Below are 15,885 nucleotides of genomic sequence, written 5' to 3' on the forward strand. Positions count from 1 at the left end.
CCGGTGCGGTGGGGGATCATGGGCACGGGCGGGATCGCGCAGCAGTTCGCGACCGACCTGGAACTGACCGACTCCGGCAAGGTCGTCGCGGTCGGCTCACGCAGCCGGGCGAGCGCGGACAACTTCGCCGACGGGTTCACGATCGAGCGCCGGCACGCCAGCTATGCGGACCTGGCCGCCGACCCCGAGGTCGACGCCGTCTACGTGGCCACGCCGCACCCCATGCACCACCCCAACGCGCTGCTCGCCCTCAATGCCGGCAAGGCCGTGCTGGTGGAGAAGCCGTTCACCATGAACGCCGAGGAGGCGCGCGAGCTGGTGAAGGTGGCGCGGGCCAACAACGTCTTCCTGATGGAGGCGATGTGGACCCGGTTCCTACCGCACATGCGCAAGGTCCGCGAGCTGGTCGGCGGTCTCGGCGACATCGTCACCGTGACCGCCGACTTCGGCTACGGCTTCCCCGAGGAGGCCGATCACCGGCTGTTCGCGCCGGAGCTGGGCGGCGGCGCACTGCTCGACCTGGGCATCTACGTGGTGTCGTTCGCCTCCATGGTGCTGGGCACGCCGTCGAAGATCGTCTCGATGATCGATCCGGCGTTCACCGGCGTCGACGCCCAGACGTCGATGATCTTCGGTTATGACAGCGGCGCACAGGCCCTGCTGAACTGCACCCTGCGGGGCACCAGTCCGACGCGGGCGACCGTCGTCGGCACCGAGGGCCGGATCGAGATCGACAGCGAGTTCTTCGCGCCGACCACGGTCCGGCTGGTCCCGCGCGACGGCTCGCCGACGGTGTTCGCCAGCGAGCACGAGGGCCGTGGCCTGCGGCACCAGGCCGACGAGGTGGCGCGGCGGCTGGCCGCCGGCGAGACCGAGAGCCCGCTGATGTCGCTGGACGAGAGCGTGTCGATCATGGAGACGATGGACGCGGTGCTGGCCCGGGCCTGATCAGCGGCCGCCGAGCACCAGCGCGGCGGCGGTGGTAATCGCCCACACCAACATGGCCAGGCCGGTGTCCCGGAGCACCGGGATCAGCGCCTTGCCCTTGACGCCCTTGATCATCTTCCGGGCGCTGCCGACCAGCAGCGGCAGCGCCAGGAAGCCGAGCAGCAGGTAGCCGTCGCGCAGGCTCCCGACGATGCTCACCAGGAACGGCACGACGACCAGGCCCAGGTACAGGTTGCGGGTGTCCTGGTCGCCGATCAGCACGGCCAGCGTGCGCTTGCCGGCCTCGGTGTCGGTGGGGATGTCGCGCAGGTTGTTGGCCACCAGCACGGCGCTGGAGAAGCAGCCGATCGCCACCGCGCCGCCGATGCCGTAGCCGCTGAAGTCGCCGGCCTGCACGTACAGCGTGCCGAGCACGGCGATCAGTCCGAAGCAGATGAACACCGCCAGCTCGCCGAGGCCGGCGTAGCCGTAGGGGCGCTTGCCGCCGGTGTAGAACCAGGCCGCCGCAATGCAGACCGCGCCGACCCCGATCAGCCAGTACGAGCCGCTGAGCACCGTCACGGCTACGCCCGCCACGGCGGCGACGCCGAAGCACACGAACGCCGCCAGCCGAACGGTCGTCGGCTTGGCCACCTTGGAGCCGACCAGCCGCAACGGGCCGACCCGCACGTCGTCGGTGCCGCGCACGCCGTCGGAGTAGTCGTTGGCGAAGTTCACGCCGATGATCAGGGCGAGCGCCACCACCAAGGTGAGCACCCCCCGCGTGAGGTCGAACGCGCCGAGCGCGTACGCGGCGCCGTTGCCCACCAGCACCGGGGCGATGGCGTTGGGCAGGGTGCGCGGTCGGGCACCCTCGATCCACTGAGCGACCGTGGCCATGCCGTCATCTTCCGACACGGCCACGGCCGCCCGTCAACCAGGGGTTACGTCCACGTGGCGTGTCGGGAGCAAACGTGATCGAACATGTGTTTGCATGAATGTGTGACGTTGGCTGGGCGGACGCGGGTGAACGGTGTGTGTCAACCGAGGCCGGACGCACGTGGCTAGGTTCGAGGTTCCGGATGGGTGGACGGCACAGGCGTACCGGTTTGCTCTCGACACCACCCCGGCCCAGGTTGGTGTCCTTGTCTCGCATGCAGGTGCCGCGCGGTTCGCGCACAACCATATGCTCGCCTTGACAAAGGCAGTGCTCGATCAGCGGGCGGCGGAGCGCACCTACGGCCTCCCCGAAGATGAACTCACACCCTCAACGGGGTGGTCGCTGCCCGCGCTGCGGAAAACATGGAACCAACGGAAGGACACGGCTGCGCCGTGGTGGCGGGAGAATTCCAAAGAGGCCTACAACACCGGCCTTGATGCCCTGGCACGCGGCCTGGACGCCTGGTCGAAGTCTCGTACGGGTGAGCGCGCGGGTAAGGCGGTTGGGTTCCCGAGGTTCAAGTCCAGGCGAGTCGAGCGTTCAGTCCGGTTCACCACCGGGGTCATCCGTGTGGAGACCGATCGGCGTCACATCACCCTCCCGCGCGTGGGCACTATCAAGGCGCATGAGTCCACCCGTAAATTGGTGCGACGACTCGAGGCCGGCACGGCACGGATTCTGTCGGCGACAGTCGTCGAGGACTCGTCCGGCCGCTGGTTCTGCTCATTCCAGGCGTTGGTGATGTCCAAGGCACGCCCCGCCCACGCACTGCGGTCTGCCCATCGGGTGGTGGGTGTCGATGTCGGTGTGAGAGATCTGCTGGTGGTGGCGGCACCGGACGGAACGGAGATACGGCGGGTCGCGGCCCCGAAGTCGCTCACCGCCGCTCAGCCCAGGTTGCGGCAATTGCAGCGCAAGGCCGCTCGTCAACATGGGCCCCGCGCCACTGCCACTCGGGCGAAGCGGCGGCCGTCGAAGCGATGGCGCAAGACGCAGACGCGCATTGGCAGGATCCATGCCCGGGCTGCCGACGTTCGTCGGGACATCCTGCACAAGGTCACCACCGCCCTCGCCCAACAGCACAACGTTGTGGTGGTCGAGACCTTGAACGTCGCCGGTATGGGCAAAGCCGGCGGCGCCCGCAAACGCGGCTTCAATCGCGCGCTGGCCGACGCTGCGCTGGCGGAGTTCAGGCGGATGCTGGGCTACAAGACCCGCTGGTATGGCATCCAATTGGTGGAGGCCGACCGGTACTACCCGAGTTCCAAAACGTGTTCTGTGTGCGGTGGGCGAAAGCCAAACCTCACGCTCGCCGACCGCACCTACACCTGCGACCACTGCGGCGCGCGGATCGACCGTGATCTCAACGCCGCGACCAACCTCGCCCGACTCGGCGAGACCCATACGTTGGGTGCACAGAGTCCCGCCGACAGTGGGTCGGTGGCAGGACGTGGAGCCACCCGTGAGACCGATCCCGCGCGAGCGGGCGAGGCAGGAGGCCGTGAAGCGTCAACCCTGCACAACCCGATTCGGGTTGGTCAGGCGGGGACCGCCGTCTCGCAAGGGACGGCTGCCTGATTGCTGAGCAAACTTACGTCTGCTCGCTAGAAGGCAACGGTTACGTCCACAGATAGGTCACGGTCACCCAGGCGTTGTCGGTCAGCCGGAGGCCGTCCAGGAACGTGCCGTCGGCCAGGTCGATGCCGGCGGGGTTGGAGACCTTGCGGCCGAACTGGTCCTTGCCGCCGTTGTAGCCGCTCTGGTAGGCCGCCTGCGCCTCGGGCTTGCCCTCGGGCAGGGTCTTCCACTCCTGCCGGGTGCTCGACGGGTTCCAGTAGTCGTCCTTGGTGTTCCACGGGCCGACGTCCCACACCGGGGCCGTCTCGCAGCGCCCGTTGGCCGCGCACACCTTGACCTGGTACGTCTTCTTTCCGTTGGGGTTCAACGACTTCCCGGACGGCAGGGCGACGAAGTGGTCGTGCGAGACGATCTTGTGGCCGTTCGCGGTGGTGCTGCCGACCAGGCCCTCACGGGTGGCGTACACCTTGTACGAGCGGGCCGCGTGCGGCGCGACCGCCGGGGCCATCGAGGTGCTCGCCGACAGCGTCAGCTTGTGGGCGACCGGGCCGGTCGACCCGTACGGGGCGGTGAGCATCATTCGCACCTGCACGGTCGCGCTGGCCTCCGGCAGCACGGCCGGCGCGTCCGAGGTCGCCTCCGTCCACTCGGTCCACTGGCCGTCGGCCTTGAGACCGCGGACGTCCACCGCCAGCTCGGAGTCGGCCGGCACGGCGCCGTCCAACGCGGCGGCGACCGTGTTCGCCTTCGCCGGCAGCTGGCGCGGGTCGAACATGATGATGCCGTTCTCCAGGTTCAGCTGGTCGGTGGCGGCGTGCGCCGGGCCGCCGGCCAGCCGCACCACGCCGTCGGCGTTGGCGATGTTGCTGTTGTCCTCGTTGTGGGACGCCAGGTCCGCCGTCCACGTGGTGGTCGCGGCCTGGGCCGGGGCGCTGAGCGACAACGGCAGGACCGTGGCGGCCGTCACCAGCAGCGCCGCGTACAGGGGTGTCTTTCGCATACGCTGAGCGAATCCGTGACTTCGTGACTACTCAACGTACTGCGGCGATGTGCCCGTGAATTACTCACCTTGCCGCCGGTCACGGCTGCCGGTCAGCCGAGTGCCCTCCGGACGGCCTTCCGGTCCACTTTGCCCGGTCCCAGCAGCGGCAGTTCCGGCAGGAAGCGGATCACTTTCGGCACCGCCGCTCGGCCGGCTGCGGTTTTCACGGCTTCGCGGAGCTGAGCCTCGCTCGGCGGCTCGGTGGCGACGATCGCCGCCGCCACGATCTGGCCCCACTCCGCATCGGGCAGGCCGATCACGCAGGCGTCGCTGACGCCGTCGACCGCCGTCAGGGCCCGTTCCACCAGCAGCGGAGCGATCTTCACGCCGCCGGTGTTGATCACGTCGTCGAGCCGGCCGACCACCTCCAGCCGGCCGTCGGCCAGCCAGCGGCCGAGGTCGCTGGTGAGGAACCAGCCGTCCACGAACGGCGACTCGCCGTCGAAGCCGCGGTAGCCGTCGGCCAGCACCGGCCCCCGGATGTCGATCCGGCCGTCGGTGAGCCTGATCGATACGCCGTCCAGCGGCACCCCGTCGTACACGCAGCCGCTGGCCGTCTCGCTCATCCCGTACGAGGGGATGGCGTTGACGCCCTCGTCGCGGGCGCGTTGCCGAAGCGCCTCGGGCATCGCCGCACCGCCCATGACGATGGCGTCGAAACCGCGCAGCGCCTCCAGGGCGTCGCCGGTCATCAGCCGGGTCAGCTGCGTGGGCACCAGGGCGGTGTAGTGCCGCCCCGGCGCCTCCAGCGCAGCGAAGGCCGCCTTCGTGAACTCCTCCGGCCGGAAACCGTCCGTCAGGTCCGCGACGGCCGGTCGAGTGCCCGCGAGCAGCGAACGGATCAGCACTTGAAGTCCGCCGATGTACCGGACGGACATCGCCAGCAGCCAGGTGCCTGGCCCGCCGAGCCGGGCGTGCGTGGCAGTGGCGGACGCCTTGATGGCGTCAGACGCCAGCAATGCGCCCTTCGGTGCACCCGTCGACCCGGACGTGCCGATCACCAGCGCCACCCGGTCGTCCACCGGCCGGTCCACGCCCAGCGCGGCCGGCAGACCCGGCTCCTGGTCGGTGACCGGCAGCAGCGCCGGGCCGTCGCCGGCCAGCGCCGCCGCCAGCGTCGGCAACAGCGCCAGCACCTCGGCCGGCCTGGTCGGCACGGGCAGTGCCCGCAGCTCGCGAACCATCAGAAGTAGTGCGGGTAGTCGGACCAGTCCGGGTCCCGCTTCTCCAGGAACGCGTTGCGGCCCTCGACGGCCTCGTCGGTCATGTACGCCAGCCGGGTCGTCTCGCCGGCGAAGATCTGCTGCCCGACCAGGCCGTCGTCGATCAGGTTGAAGGAGTACTTGAGCATCCGCTGCGCGGTCGGCGACTTGCCGTTGATCTCGCGGGCCCACTCCAGCGCGGTGGCCTCCAGCTCGGCGTGCGGCACGACGGCGTTGACCATGCCCATCTGGTGGGCCTGCTCGGCGGTGTAGGGCCGGCCCAGGAAGAAGATCTCGCGGGCGAACTTCTGGCCGACCTGCCGGGCCAGGTAGGCCGAGCCGTAGCCGCCGTCGAAGCTGCCCACGTCGGCGTCGGTCTGCTTGAACCGGGCGTGCTCGGCGCTGGCCAGCGTGAGATCGGCCACCACGTGCAGGCTGTGCCCGCCGCCCGCGGCCCAGCCCGGGACCACCGCGATGACCACCTTGGGCATGAACCGGATCAGCCGCTGGCACTCCAGGATGTGCAGCCGGCCGGCGCGGGCCTTGTCCACCGTGTCGGCGGTGTCGCCGCTGGCGTACTGGTAGCCGTCGCGGCCGCGGATGCGCTGGTCGCCGCCGGAGCAGAAGGCCCAGCCGCCGTCCTTCGGGGACGGTCCGTTGCCGGTGATCAGCACGCAGCCGACGTCCGGCGACATCCGGGCGTGGTCGAGGGCGAGGTAGAGCTCGTCCACGGTGTGCGGGCGGAAGGCGTTGCGGACCTCGGGCCGGTTGAAGGCGATCCGCACCGTGCCCTGGTCCACCGCGCGGTGGTAGGTGATGTCGGTGAAGTCGAAGCCCTCGACGGCGCGCCACGCGGTCGGGTCGAACAAGTCGGACACGTGTTCATCAGCCACACCTGGGAGAATAGGCGGGTGAACCCGTCCACCGCGCAGGCCCGTGTCCTGGTCGACGAACTCGTGCGCAACGACGTGCGGCATGTCGTGCTGTGTCCCGGATCACGCAATGCCGCGCTGGCCATCGCGCTGCACCACGCCTCGGTTGCAGGGCGGCTGACGCTGCACGTCCGCATCGACGAGCGGTCGGCCGGCTTCCTCGCGCTGGGGATCGCCCGCGCCGTGGGAAGGCCGGTGGCCGTCGTGTGCACGTCCGGCACGGCCGTGGCCAACCTGCACCCGGCGATGCTGGAGGCCGCGCACAGCCACGTGCCCCTGATCGCGCTGACCGCGGATCGTCCGATCGAGCTGGTCGGCTCCGGCGCCAGCCAGACCACCGTGCAGCACGGCGTTTTCGGCGCCCTGGTGTCGACCGTGGACTTCCCGATGGCCGAGCGGCGACCCGGGCAGAACGCCCTGTGGCGTGGCATGGTCTGCCGGTCCCTGCGCTCGGACGGACCGGTGCACCTCAACGTGCCGTTCCGTGAGCCGCTGGTGCCCGATGGCGATCTCGACTGGCCGGAACCGTTGGAGGGACGCGCCGGCCCGTGGACCGCGGTGTCTCCGGTCGCAGAAAGCCGTTCCGGCGCAACGGATATCGGCCACCTCGGTGAGCGCACCCTGGTCGTCGTCGGCGACGTCTCGCCGGAGGTCGCCCGTGCCACGGGTTCCTTCGCGGCCGCGGCCGGTTGGCCGATCATCGTCGAGCCGCTGGGTTTCGCCGCCGGTGAGACGATCGGCACCGGCTCGTTGATGCTGGCCGTCGGCCTGCCCGCGGCGCTGCGGCCGGACTCGCTGCTGGTCGTCGGCCACACCTCGCTGAGCCGGGGCGAGCAGCGGGTCATCCGCGAAACCCCGGTCGTGCACGTGGTTTCCGAGCACCCACAGTGGACCGATCCGCAGCATCGGGCCGACTACGTCACCGGCCCGCTGGCGGTGCCGCCGCCGAATTTCGGCGACGCGTGGCTTTCTCGTTGGCGGGACGCCGACGCCGGCGTTCGGTCCATTGTGGACAAGTTTCTGGCCGACGAGCCGTGGCCGACCGGCCTGCACGTCGCGCAGGCACTCGTGGACGCCCTGCCGTACGGGGCAACGCTTTTCCTGGGCTCGTCGAACCCCGTCCGGGACGTCGACCTGGCCGCTGCGCGCCGCGTCGATCTGCGGATGTTCTCCAACCGCGGGCTCGCCGGCATCGACGGCACCCTGTCCTGCGCCGTCGGCGCCAGCCTCGACGCCGCGTACGGCTACGCCCTCGTCGGCGACCTGACTTTCCTTCACGACATCAACGGTTTGCTCATCGGTCCCGGCGAGATCCGGCCCAACCTGGCCGTCGTCGTGCTCAACGACGACGGTGGCGGCATCTTCTCGTTGCTGGAGCAGGGATCCCCGGAGCACGCCGACTCGTTCGAGCACGTCTTCGGCACCCCGCATGGCGCCGACCTCGCCGCGCTGTGCGCCGGCTACCGGGTGCCGCACGTGCTCGTCTCCGACGCCGCGTCACTGCGGGAGGCCCTCGCGCCGGCCGACGGCATCCGGGTCATCGAGGTCCGGGCCGATCGCTCTCGGTTGCGAGACCTGCATTCCCGACTGCGCTCCGTGGTCGCGGAGGCCTGGTGATCGTTACCACTCTCGCTCCGTAGGAACCTACTAACGTTGGGTAGTGCCCCTCGGGTGCCTCTCCTAGGTTCGGGTTTCCAGGCCCACTAGGGGAGGTACGCCTTGAGATCACCCGCGTTCGTCGCGCTCGCGACCACCGTGGCCGGCCTGCTGCTGGCCGGCACCGCCGCGGCCGGCACCGGTAGCCCCGGCGGCCAGACCGTCGGCGACCCGTACTACCCGACCGACGGCAACACCGGTTACGACGTAGGCCACTACGACTTACGCCTTCAGTACCAGCCGGCCAGCGACCAGCTCAGCGGCACCGCGACCATTCTCGCCACCGCCACGCAGGACCTGTCCCAGTTCTCGTTCGACTTCGGCCTGCACACCGATTCCGTCCTGGTCAACAACTTCCCGGCCACCTACACCAGCACCGGCTCCAAGCTCGTGATCACGCCGGCGGCCACGCTGCCCAAGGGCAGCCCGATCACCGTCGTCGTTCGCTACGACGGGATTCCGTCGCAGGTCACCATCAACGGCGAGAAGGACTGGCTGCGCACTCCCGACGGCGCGCAGGCCGTGCAGGAGCCGCACATCGCCGCCTTCTGGTATCCCGCCAACGACCACCCGACCGACAAGGCCACCTACGACGTCTCCGTCGCCGTGCCCGACGGCACGCAGGTCGTGTCCAACGGCGTGCTGGTCAGCTCGCGCAGCCAGCTCGGGCAGACGCGGTGGAACTGGCGCAGCACCAAGCCGCAGGCCACGTACCTGACGTTCATCGCCATCGGCAAGTACGACATCCGGCAGGGCACGGGTCCCGACGGCTTGCCCGTGACCACCGCGTACGGGGCGAACCTCGGCGCCAACCACGACGCCGCCGTCGCCAGCGTCGAGCGCACGCCCGAGGTGCTCGCCTGGGAGTCCACCGTGTTCGGGCCGTACCCGTTCGAGGCCGAGGGCGGCGTCGTGCCCGGCGTCCAGTTCGGCTTCGCGCTGGAGAACCAGACCCGGCCCGTGTACGACCCGCGGTTCTTCCGGTCCGGCAGCGACCTGTCCGTGATCGTCCACGAGAACGCCCACCAGTGGTTCGGCGATGCCGTGTCCGTGCACCGGTGGAGCGACATCTGGCTGAACGAGGGCTTCGCCTCGTATGCCGAGTGGCTGTGGTCGGAGAAGGAGGGCGAGGGCACCGCCCAGCAGCTCTTCGACTACTACTACAACTCCGTGCCGGCCTCGGACCCGCAGTGGCAGACCCTGCCCGGCGACCCCGGCGCCGACAACCAGTTCAGCGACTTCGCCGTCTACACGCGCGGGGCGCTCACCCTGCACGCGCTGCGCACAACCGTCGGCGACGACGCCTTCTTCGCCATCCTCAAGGCGTGGGTCGCCGCTCGGAAGTACAGCGACGGCACCATCGACCAGTTCATCGGCATCGCCGAGAAGGTGTCCGGCAAGCCCCTGCACGACCTGTTCCAGCAGTGGCTGTTCACCCCGGCGCGGCCCACCCTGTCCGCCCCGGTCGCCGCTGCCCGCGTCGCCCCCTCGGTGCCCAAGTCCGTCGCCGAGATCGACCGCACCAACGCCCTCCTGGCCACGTCCAAGCACTGACTTCTGCAGCGGCGCTCGCCCTCCCGGGTGAGCGCCGCTGCTTTGTCACCACTGGATGTGTTCTGCGCCGGAGAAGGACGGATTTTGCACCCGTCCACCTACCCGCCGATGGGCGCTTGCCGTCCGCAAGTGGCCCCGTCACCCGCCTGTCCGCGATGGCGCTTGCCATCTGGGTGACGTACCCGCTCACCCGCCACCACCTCATGCCGATGGCACTCGCCTTCCACCGGCGACCGCGGCCCTGCCACAACCACCGATGGCCTCTGCCTTCCACAGGTGATCGACACCTTGTCAACACCCGCCCCCCGAGTTGTCCACAGCCCCGGCCAGTTATCCACAGCCTTACCCACAACTGATCCACACCGCCCCACCTCGGATAGGCTGGGCCTGGGACGACCCCCCGGGATAGGGCGGGGGCTGTTTTCGTGCCGGGCGGGCCTGGATTGGCTCGGCGGCCCTGGATTGGCTCGGCGGGAGCTGGATCGCCGAGCGCAGCCAAGGTCAACGGCGGGTCGTCCGCTCGAATCCGTGGTGATTTCCCCGATGTTCCGCCCGTGCCCGGTCCGCCGACCATTGGCCCGAAGAGCCGATGCGGACGGAAGGCGGACCATGAGGGGCATCCACGAGCGACTGCTCACCGAGACGCTCGTGCCGGAGCTGGCGCCGGGTGAGCGCCTGGAACTGCTCGGCCAGGCCAGCGTCAGCACGACCTCGATGCGCGAGCAGATCGGCATCGCGGTGGCGACGGCGGTGCTGACCGGCGGCATGATGGCGGGGACGGTGGCGCCGTCGACGATCTACCTGGCGCTGACCGACCACCGCCTGCTGCTGGTCCAGCCGGGCGTGACGCTCCGGAGATCGAAGGTGATCGCGAGCATCCCGCGTCGCCTGATCATGCTGAGCGGCCTCAAACGTGGCCCACTGAAGGTGCGGTTCAAGCTGGCAGTGGACGGCGAGCCGCTAGTGATCAACGTCGCCTTCATCTTCGCCAAGGCGGACGGGATGCGCTTCGCGGAGGCCCTCGCCGGCTAGTCGGCACGCTCCAGGGCGTCGCGGATCGGGATCATCTTCGCGGCGGCCTCGGCGACCTCGGTGTCGGGATCGGAATCGGGCACGACACCGCCGCCGGCGAACAGCCGCACGGTGGACCCGGCGACCTGCGCGCACCGCAGCGCGATGCCGACCTCGCCGTCGCCGTTGGCGTCGACCCAGCCGACGGGCCCGGCGTACCGGCCGCGGTCCATGCCCTCCAACTCGGTGATGGTGGCCACGGCCTTCGCCCGCGGAGTGCCGCCGACAGCGGCGGTGGGATGCACGGCCCCGGCCAGCCGCAGCAGCGACGACTCGCCGGCCAGCTCGCCGGCGACATCGCTGGCCAAGTGCATGACGTTCGGCAGTCGCAGCACGTGCGGACGCGGCGACACGGACATCGAGGAACAGAACGGTCGAAGCGCCTCGGCCAGCGACTCGACGGCGTAGGTGTGCTCGCCCTGGTTCTTGGCCGACGCCAGCAGCTCCTGCGCCAGCTCGTCAGCGTCCACGCCGGCGTGCGGCCACATCGTGCCGGCGAGCACCCGGGAGTACACCCGTGAGTCCTGCCGGCGCATCAGCATCTCCGGCGTCGCGCCGACGAGTCCGTCCACCGAGAAGACCCAGCAGCTCGGATACTTCGCCGACAGGCCGTGCAGCAGGAACCGCGGATCGACGGTCTCCTCGACGCTGGCCACGAGGTCATGCGCGAGCACGACCTTGTCCAGCTCTCCGGCCCGCATCCGCTTGACCGCCTGCTCCACCGCGTCCCGGTAGTCGGTGACCGACAGCTCACCCTCGGAGTAGCGGATCGTGGACGGCTTGCGCACCGGCTCGACCGCGTGGAACGGCCCCTCCGCCGGCTCGCCGATCTCCGTCACCCACGTGATGCCGTCCCGGCGGCCGACCAGCACCTGCGGCACGACCAGCACGGACGAGCCGGGGTCGTCGGCGAACGCCATGCTGACGAACGCCACCGGCCCGGAGCCGGGCAGCCCGACCTCGTCCGCGCAGTCGATGCCCGCGGCGTAATCCCGCCACCAGCGGTCGGCCTGCTCGAACCGGTCCGCGCCGGACGGCTCGAACCGGGCGGCCTCGCCCCAGCCGACCAGCCCCTCACCACGCATCACCCAGGCCAGCGCCTCCTCGGCGGAGGGCAGCAGCCGCAGCAGATCCTCGTCGGTGCGCACCACGCGGCTGCGGGCTCGCAAACCGGTGGCGCGGGGATTCGGAGCGGTCATCACGCCTTCGAGCGTAGAGCGCGGTCCGCCGGACCGTGACCCGGAGCGGGCCTACACTCGGGCGCTGTGGTGGAGAACGCAGTCGCGGCCCGACCGGTCGAGCAGGCCGGTCCGAACCGGACACGCTGGGCGTTCCTCGGTCTGGACCGGCTGCCGGCGGCCCGTCGTCGCTGGCTGATCGCCGTGGTGACGGCCGCGTCGCTGGTCACGGCCATGGGCCTGCTGCTGATCGCCGGGGCCTGGCGCGACGACCACGCCATCGAGTCCCGGCTGGGCAAGGCGGACGCCGACGTGCAGTCCGTGGCCTTCGACCGAACTGTCGTGAGGTTCACCACTCCCGACGGCACGACCCACATTCCGTACAACGGCGTGCTCTACCCGCAGGACCTCCAGGCGGGTCAGCGGGTGCAGATCGAGTACGACACGGCGCACCCGGACGAGCTGGTCCGCGTGGCCGGGCGCGACTACCGCCTGTCGTTCCTGCCGGTCGGCATGCTGTTCGCCATCACGTGGGCAGTCGCGGCTGGACTGGTCTGGTGGCTGCGACGTCCAAGGACTCCTGCCACCACGTGAGCACCTCGTCCGCAACGCCCGGCGCCGCGACCAGCAGGCCGTCCAAGGGCAGCGGATCGCCCTCGCCGCGCCGGTCGAGCACCACGGCGCCGGATTCCACGGCCAGCGCGACCGCGCCGGCGACGTCCCACTCGTGATAGCCGTGCAGCACGGCCGCGGCGGCATGGCCGAGCGCGACCTGTGCGACCGACAGCGCCGCGGAACCGAGCACGCGCACGCCGGTGCGCGCCTTGGCCGCACGGGCGATGAAGCTGTCCATGCCGGGCCACGGGCCGGTCTTGGTCCACTCCGTGCACATCACGGCCCCGGCGACCTCGGTCTTGTCCACCAGCTTGACCGGCGTGCCGTTGGCCCGGGTGCCACGGCCGCGCGCGGCGGCGTAGATCTGCGCGCGGTACGGGTCGGCGACCACGCCGACCACCGGTCCGTGCACGTCGAGCAGCGCGAGGCTGTAGGCGCACCACGGGATGCCGGCGACGTAGTTGGTGGTGCCGTCCACCGGGTCGACCACCCAGCGGTACGGCGCGTCGTTGATCTCCTCGTCGGCGCCGAACGCGTCGCCGTGCACGGGGATGCCGGGGAACTCGCTGGCCAGCACGCGGCGGGTGTGGCGCTCCAGGGTGCGGTCGGTGTCGGTGACCCAGTCGAACGGGGAGTCCTTGGACTCCGGCCGCGCGCCGCGGCCGGCCGTCGCCGTGATCACGTCGGACGCGTCGTTGGCCAGGCGACCGGCGACCTCCAGCGCCCGGGACAGCAGCCCGGGGTCCACCGGCTGAATCGATCGGGAGGACAAGAGGGTCACGCCACCCGAGCGTGAACGCGCTCGGTGTCGCCGACGAGAATCAGAGGTGACGTCCCGGAGATCACCAGATCAAGTCTGCGGGCCGCCCGGGCCGGGCGGAATCCCTGACCTGAGGAGTTCGGGCACCGTTCGCCATCCGGTCACCCTCCGTACGGGATGGGCGCGGACGCTGGGCGGGTGCGCGTCGCGATCGTCACCGAGAGCTTCCTGCCGCAGGTCAACGGGGTGACCAACTCCGTCGTCCAGGTGCTGGCGCACCTGCGCCGGTACGGTATCCAGAGCCTGGTCGTCGCGCCCGGGGCGGGTCCCGACCGCCATGAGGACACCCCGGTGGTGCGGCTGCCGGCCGTCGACTTCCCGTTCGTCAGCTCGCTGCCCGTGGGCGTGCCGACCCGCAAGGTGCTCACCGCGCTGGCCGACTTCAAGCCGGACCTGGTGCACCTGGCCTCACCGTTCGTGGTCGGCGCCCGCGGGCTGTCGGCGGCCCGCAAGCTCGGCCTGCCGACCATCGCTGTCTATCAGACCGACATCGCCGGCTTCGCCGGTTCGTACGGACTCGGGCTCGGCGCCAGAACCGCCTGGCGTTGGACCAAACGCCTGCACTCGCTGGCCACCCGCACCCTCGCGCCGTCCAGCTGGGCGGTCCGCGAGCTGCGGGAGCGCGGGGTGCCGCGGGTGCACCGGTGGGGCCGGGGCGTTGACGTGGAGCGATACGATCCCACCAAGCGGGACGAGGCGCTGCACGCCCAGTTGGCGCCCAACGGCGAGCTGCTGGTCGGCTTCGTGGGGCGGCTCGCGCCGGAGAAGCGGGTCGACCGGCTCGCCGCGCTGAACGAGGCGCCGGGGGTGCGGCTGGTCGTCGTCGGCGCCGGCCCCGACGAGCAGGTGCTGCGGGACAAGCTGCCGGGGGCCGCGTTCCTGGGCATGAAGACCGGCGAGGAGCTGGCCCAGGTTTACGCGAGCCTGGACCTGTTCGTGCACACCGGGCCGCACGAGACGTTCTGCCAGACCGTGCAGGAGGCGCTGGCGTCCGGGCTGCCGGCGGTCGCACCGGACGCCGGTGGGCCGTCCGACCTGATCGACCACGGCCGTACCGGCTTCCTGCTGCCGCCGTGGGCCGACGACGAGTTCGCCGCCGGCCTGCGGCGAAGCGTGGATCTGCTGCGCGATGACGCCACCAGGGCCGCATTCGGTGCGGCCGCGCGTCGATCCGTGCAGGCCCGAACCTGGCCGGCGGTCTGCGACGAGCTGCTCGGGCACTACGCCGAGCTGCTCGACCAGCCGGAGTCTCGGTGCGCGTAGTCCAGCTCGCCAATTTCTATGGACCACGATCCGGCGGGCTGCGCACCGCGTTGCACCACCTCGGCGCCGGCTACGTGCTGCGCGGGCACGAGGTCTACCTCGTTGTTCCGGGTGATACCCCGTCGAGTGAACGCCTGGCCAACGGCGTCCGGCGCATCACGCTGCGTGCACCGGTTTTGCCCGGCACCGGCGGTTACCGCGCCGTCGACCCGTGGCGGGTGCGGGCGCTGCTCGACCAGCTCCGGCCGGACCGGCTGGAGGTCTCCGACCGCCTCACGCTGCGGGGGATGGGGCACTGGGCCCGCGACCACGACGTGCCCAGCGTCGTGATCTCGCACGAGCGGCTCGACCGGCTGCTGGAGCAGTTCCTGGTGCCGCACCGGCCGGCCGCGCGGGGCGCGGACTGGGCGAACCGGCGGATGGCCGCCAGCTACGACACCGTCGTCTGCACCACCGACTTCGCCCGCGAGGAGTTCGACCGCATCGGCGCCACCAACGTGCGCCGCGTCCCCCTCGGCGTCGACCTGCGCGAATTCACGCCTTGGCGGCGTGACACGGCAGTAAGGGGTGATCTCGTTCGCGGCGCCAGCACGTTGATCGTCCACTGCGGCCGGCTGTCGCCCGAGAAGCACGTGGAACGCAGCGTCGACACCGTCGCCGAGCTGTACGAATCCGGCTACGACGTGCGCCTGGTCATCGCCGGCGACGGCCCGCGCCGCGAGGCCCTCGAACGCCGCGCCGCCGGCCTGCCCATCACCTTCCTCGGGTTCGTGTCGTCGCGGCCGCAGGTCGCCACCCTGCTCGCCTCCGCCGACGTGTCGCTCGCCCCCGGCCCGCACGAGACGTTCGGGCTCGCGGCGCTGGAGGCCCTCGCCTCCGGCACCCCCGTCGTCGTGTCCGCCTCTTCCGCATTGCGAGAAATCGTCGCCCCCGGCTGCGGCGCCGCCGTCTCCGACCACGCGCCCGCCTTCGCCTCCGCCGTCGCCGACCTGCTCGCCGACCCCGAGGCCGACCGCCGGGCCGCCGCCCGGGCCCGGGCCGAGGAGTTCCCCTGGCCCGCCGCCGTCGACGGGATGCTGGCCGCCCTGCGCGCGGGGTGACATAGGC

At 70.9% G+C, this 15,885-nt stretch carries 14 protein-coding genes; 8 read left to right on the forward strand and 6 right to left on the reverse strand.

Annotated features, from left to right (window positions below):
- Positions 1–3 precede the first annotated feature (3 nt).
- On the forward strand, positions 4–948 hold the full coding sequence (locus BCF44_RS02000) for a Gfo/Idh/MocA family protein (protein ID WP_281283078.1): 945 nt from the start codon (positions 4–6) through the stop codon (positions 946–948).
- On the opposite strand, the gene BCF44_RS02005 is transcribed toward BCF44_RS02000, so the two are convergent.
- Positions 949–1,827, reverse strand: a complete 879-nt coding sequence (locus BCF44_RS02005; protein ID WP_116172840.1) for a 1,4-dihydroxy-2-naphthoate polyprenyltransferase — start codon at positions 1,825–1,827, stop codon at positions 949–951.
- 160 nt (positions 1,828–1,987) lie between these two features.
- Between BCF44_RS02005 and tnpB the strand changes: the two genes are divergently transcribed.
- A complete protein-coding gene (gene tnpB / locus BCF44_RS02010; protein ID WP_116172315.1) occupies positions 1,988–3,445 on the forward strand; it encodes an IS607 family element RNA-guided endonuclease TnpB in 1,458 nt (485 codons plus the stop codon).
- 40 nt (positions 3,446–3,485) lie between these two features.
- Here tnpB and BCF44_RS02015 read toward each other — a convergent pair whose 3' ends face one another.
- From BCF44_RS02015 to BCF44_RS02025, 3 genes are all read right to left on the reverse strand, one after another.
- Positions 3,486–4,445, reverse strand: a complete 960-nt coding sequence (locus tag BCF44_RS02015) for a hypothetical protein (RefSeq protein ID WP_116172316.1) — start codon at positions 4,443–4,445, stop codon at positions 3,486–3,488.
- A 92-nt stretch (positions 4,446–4,537) separates the two neighbouring features.
- Positions 4,538–5,671: an o-succinylbenzoate--CoA ligase gene (menE, locus tag BCF44_RS02020; RefSeq protein WP_116172317.1), complete on the reverse strand. Its 1,134-nt coding sequence runs from the start codon at positions 5,669–5,671 to the stop codon at positions 4,538–4,540.
- Positions 5,671–6,582: a 1,4-dihydroxy-2-naphthoyl-CoA synthase gene (locus BCF44_RS02025; RefSeq protein ID WP_211352851.1), complete on the reverse strand. Its 912-nt coding sequence runs from the start codon at positions 6,580–6,582 to the stop codon at positions 5,671–5,673. Before BCF44_RS02025 ends, menE begins: the two co-directional genes overlap by 1 nt.
- Positions 6,583–6,600: 18 nt before the next feature.
- On the opposite strand from BCF44_RS02025, the gene menD reads away from it, so the two are divergent.
- The 3 genes from menD to BCF44_RS02040 all read left to right on the forward strand — a co-directional run bounded on the left by menD (position 6,601) and on the right by BCF44_RS02040 (position 10,863).
- Complete coding sequence (menD, locus tag BCF44_RS02030; protein WP_116172842.1) at positions 6,601–8,238, forward strand: 2-succinyl-5-enolpyruvyl-6-hydroxy-3-cyclohexene-1-carboxylic-acid synthase; 1,638 nt, start codon at positions 6,601–6,603, stop codon at positions 8,236–8,238.
- Between the two features lie 102 nt (positions 8,239–8,340).
- Positions 8,341–9,831 (forward strand): M1 family metallopeptidase, encoded by a 1,491-nt coding sequence (locus BCF44_RS02035; RefSeq protein ID WP_116172318.1) that lies wholly within the window; start codon positions 8,341–8,343, stop codon positions 9,829–9,831.
- A 609-nt stretch (positions 9,832–10,440) separates the two neighbouring features.
- Entirely contained in the window at positions 10,441–10,863 is a 423-nt protein-coding gene (locus BCF44_RS02040; protein ID WP_116172319.1) for a hypothetical protein, read from the forward strand.
- Here the strand turns inward: BCF44_RS02040 and BCF44_RS02045 are convergent.
- A complete protein-coding gene (locus BCF44_RS02045) occupies positions 10,860–12,101 on the reverse strand; it encodes an isochorismate synthase (RefSeq protein WP_246014830.1) in 1,242 nt (413 codons plus the stop codon). The genes BCF44_RS02040 and BCF44_RS02045 overlap by 4 nt on opposite strands.
- 66 nt (positions 12,102–12,167) lie before the next feature.
- Here BCF44_RS02045 and BCF44_RS02050 point away from each other — a divergent pair, with 66 nt between their 5' ends.
- Positions 12,168–12,674 (forward strand): DUF3592 domain-containing protein, encoded by a 507-nt coding sequence (locus BCF44_RS02050; protein WP_246014781.1) that lies wholly within the window; start codon positions 12,168–12,170, stop codon positions 12,672–12,674.
- On the opposite strand, the gene BCF44_RS02055 is transcribed toward BCF44_RS02050, so the two are convergent.
- Positions 12,607–13,476 carry an inositol monophosphatase family protein gene (locus BCF44_RS02055; RefSeq protein ID WP_116172320.1) on the reverse strand — a complete coding sequence of 290 codons (870 nt, stop codon included), beginning with the start codon at positions 13,474–13,476 and terminating at the stop codon, positions 12,607–12,609. The genes BCF44_RS02050 and BCF44_RS02055 overlap by 68 nt on opposite strands.
- Before the next feature lie 177 nt (positions 13,477–13,653).
- Between BCF44_RS02055 and BCF44_RS02060 the strand changes: the two genes are divergently transcribed.
- Both BCF44_RS02060 and BCF44_RS02065 read left to right on the forward strand, forming a co-directional pair.
- Positions 13,654–14,778 (forward strand): glycosyltransferase family 4 protein, encoded by a 1,125-nt coding sequence (locus BCF44_RS02060; RefSeq protein WP_211352852.1) that lies wholly within the window; start codon positions 13,654–13,656, stop codon positions 14,776–14,778.
- Positions 14,769–15,878 carry a glycosyltransferase gene (locus tag BCF44_RS02065; RefSeq protein ID WP_116172322.1) on the forward strand — a complete coding sequence of 370 codons (1,110 nt, stop codon included), beginning with the start codon at positions 14,769–14,771 and terminating at the stop codon, positions 15,876–15,878. The genes BCF44_RS02060 and BCF44_RS02065 overlap by 10 nt, the downstream gene beginning before the upstream one ends.
- Positions 15,879–15,885 lie beyond the last annotated feature (7 nt).

The sequence above is a fragment of the Kutzneria buriramensis genome (genome assembly GCF_003387475.1).
Lineage (GTDB): Bacteria > Actinomycetota > Actinomycetes > Mycobacteriales > Pseudonocardiaceae > Kutzneria > Kutzneria buriramensis.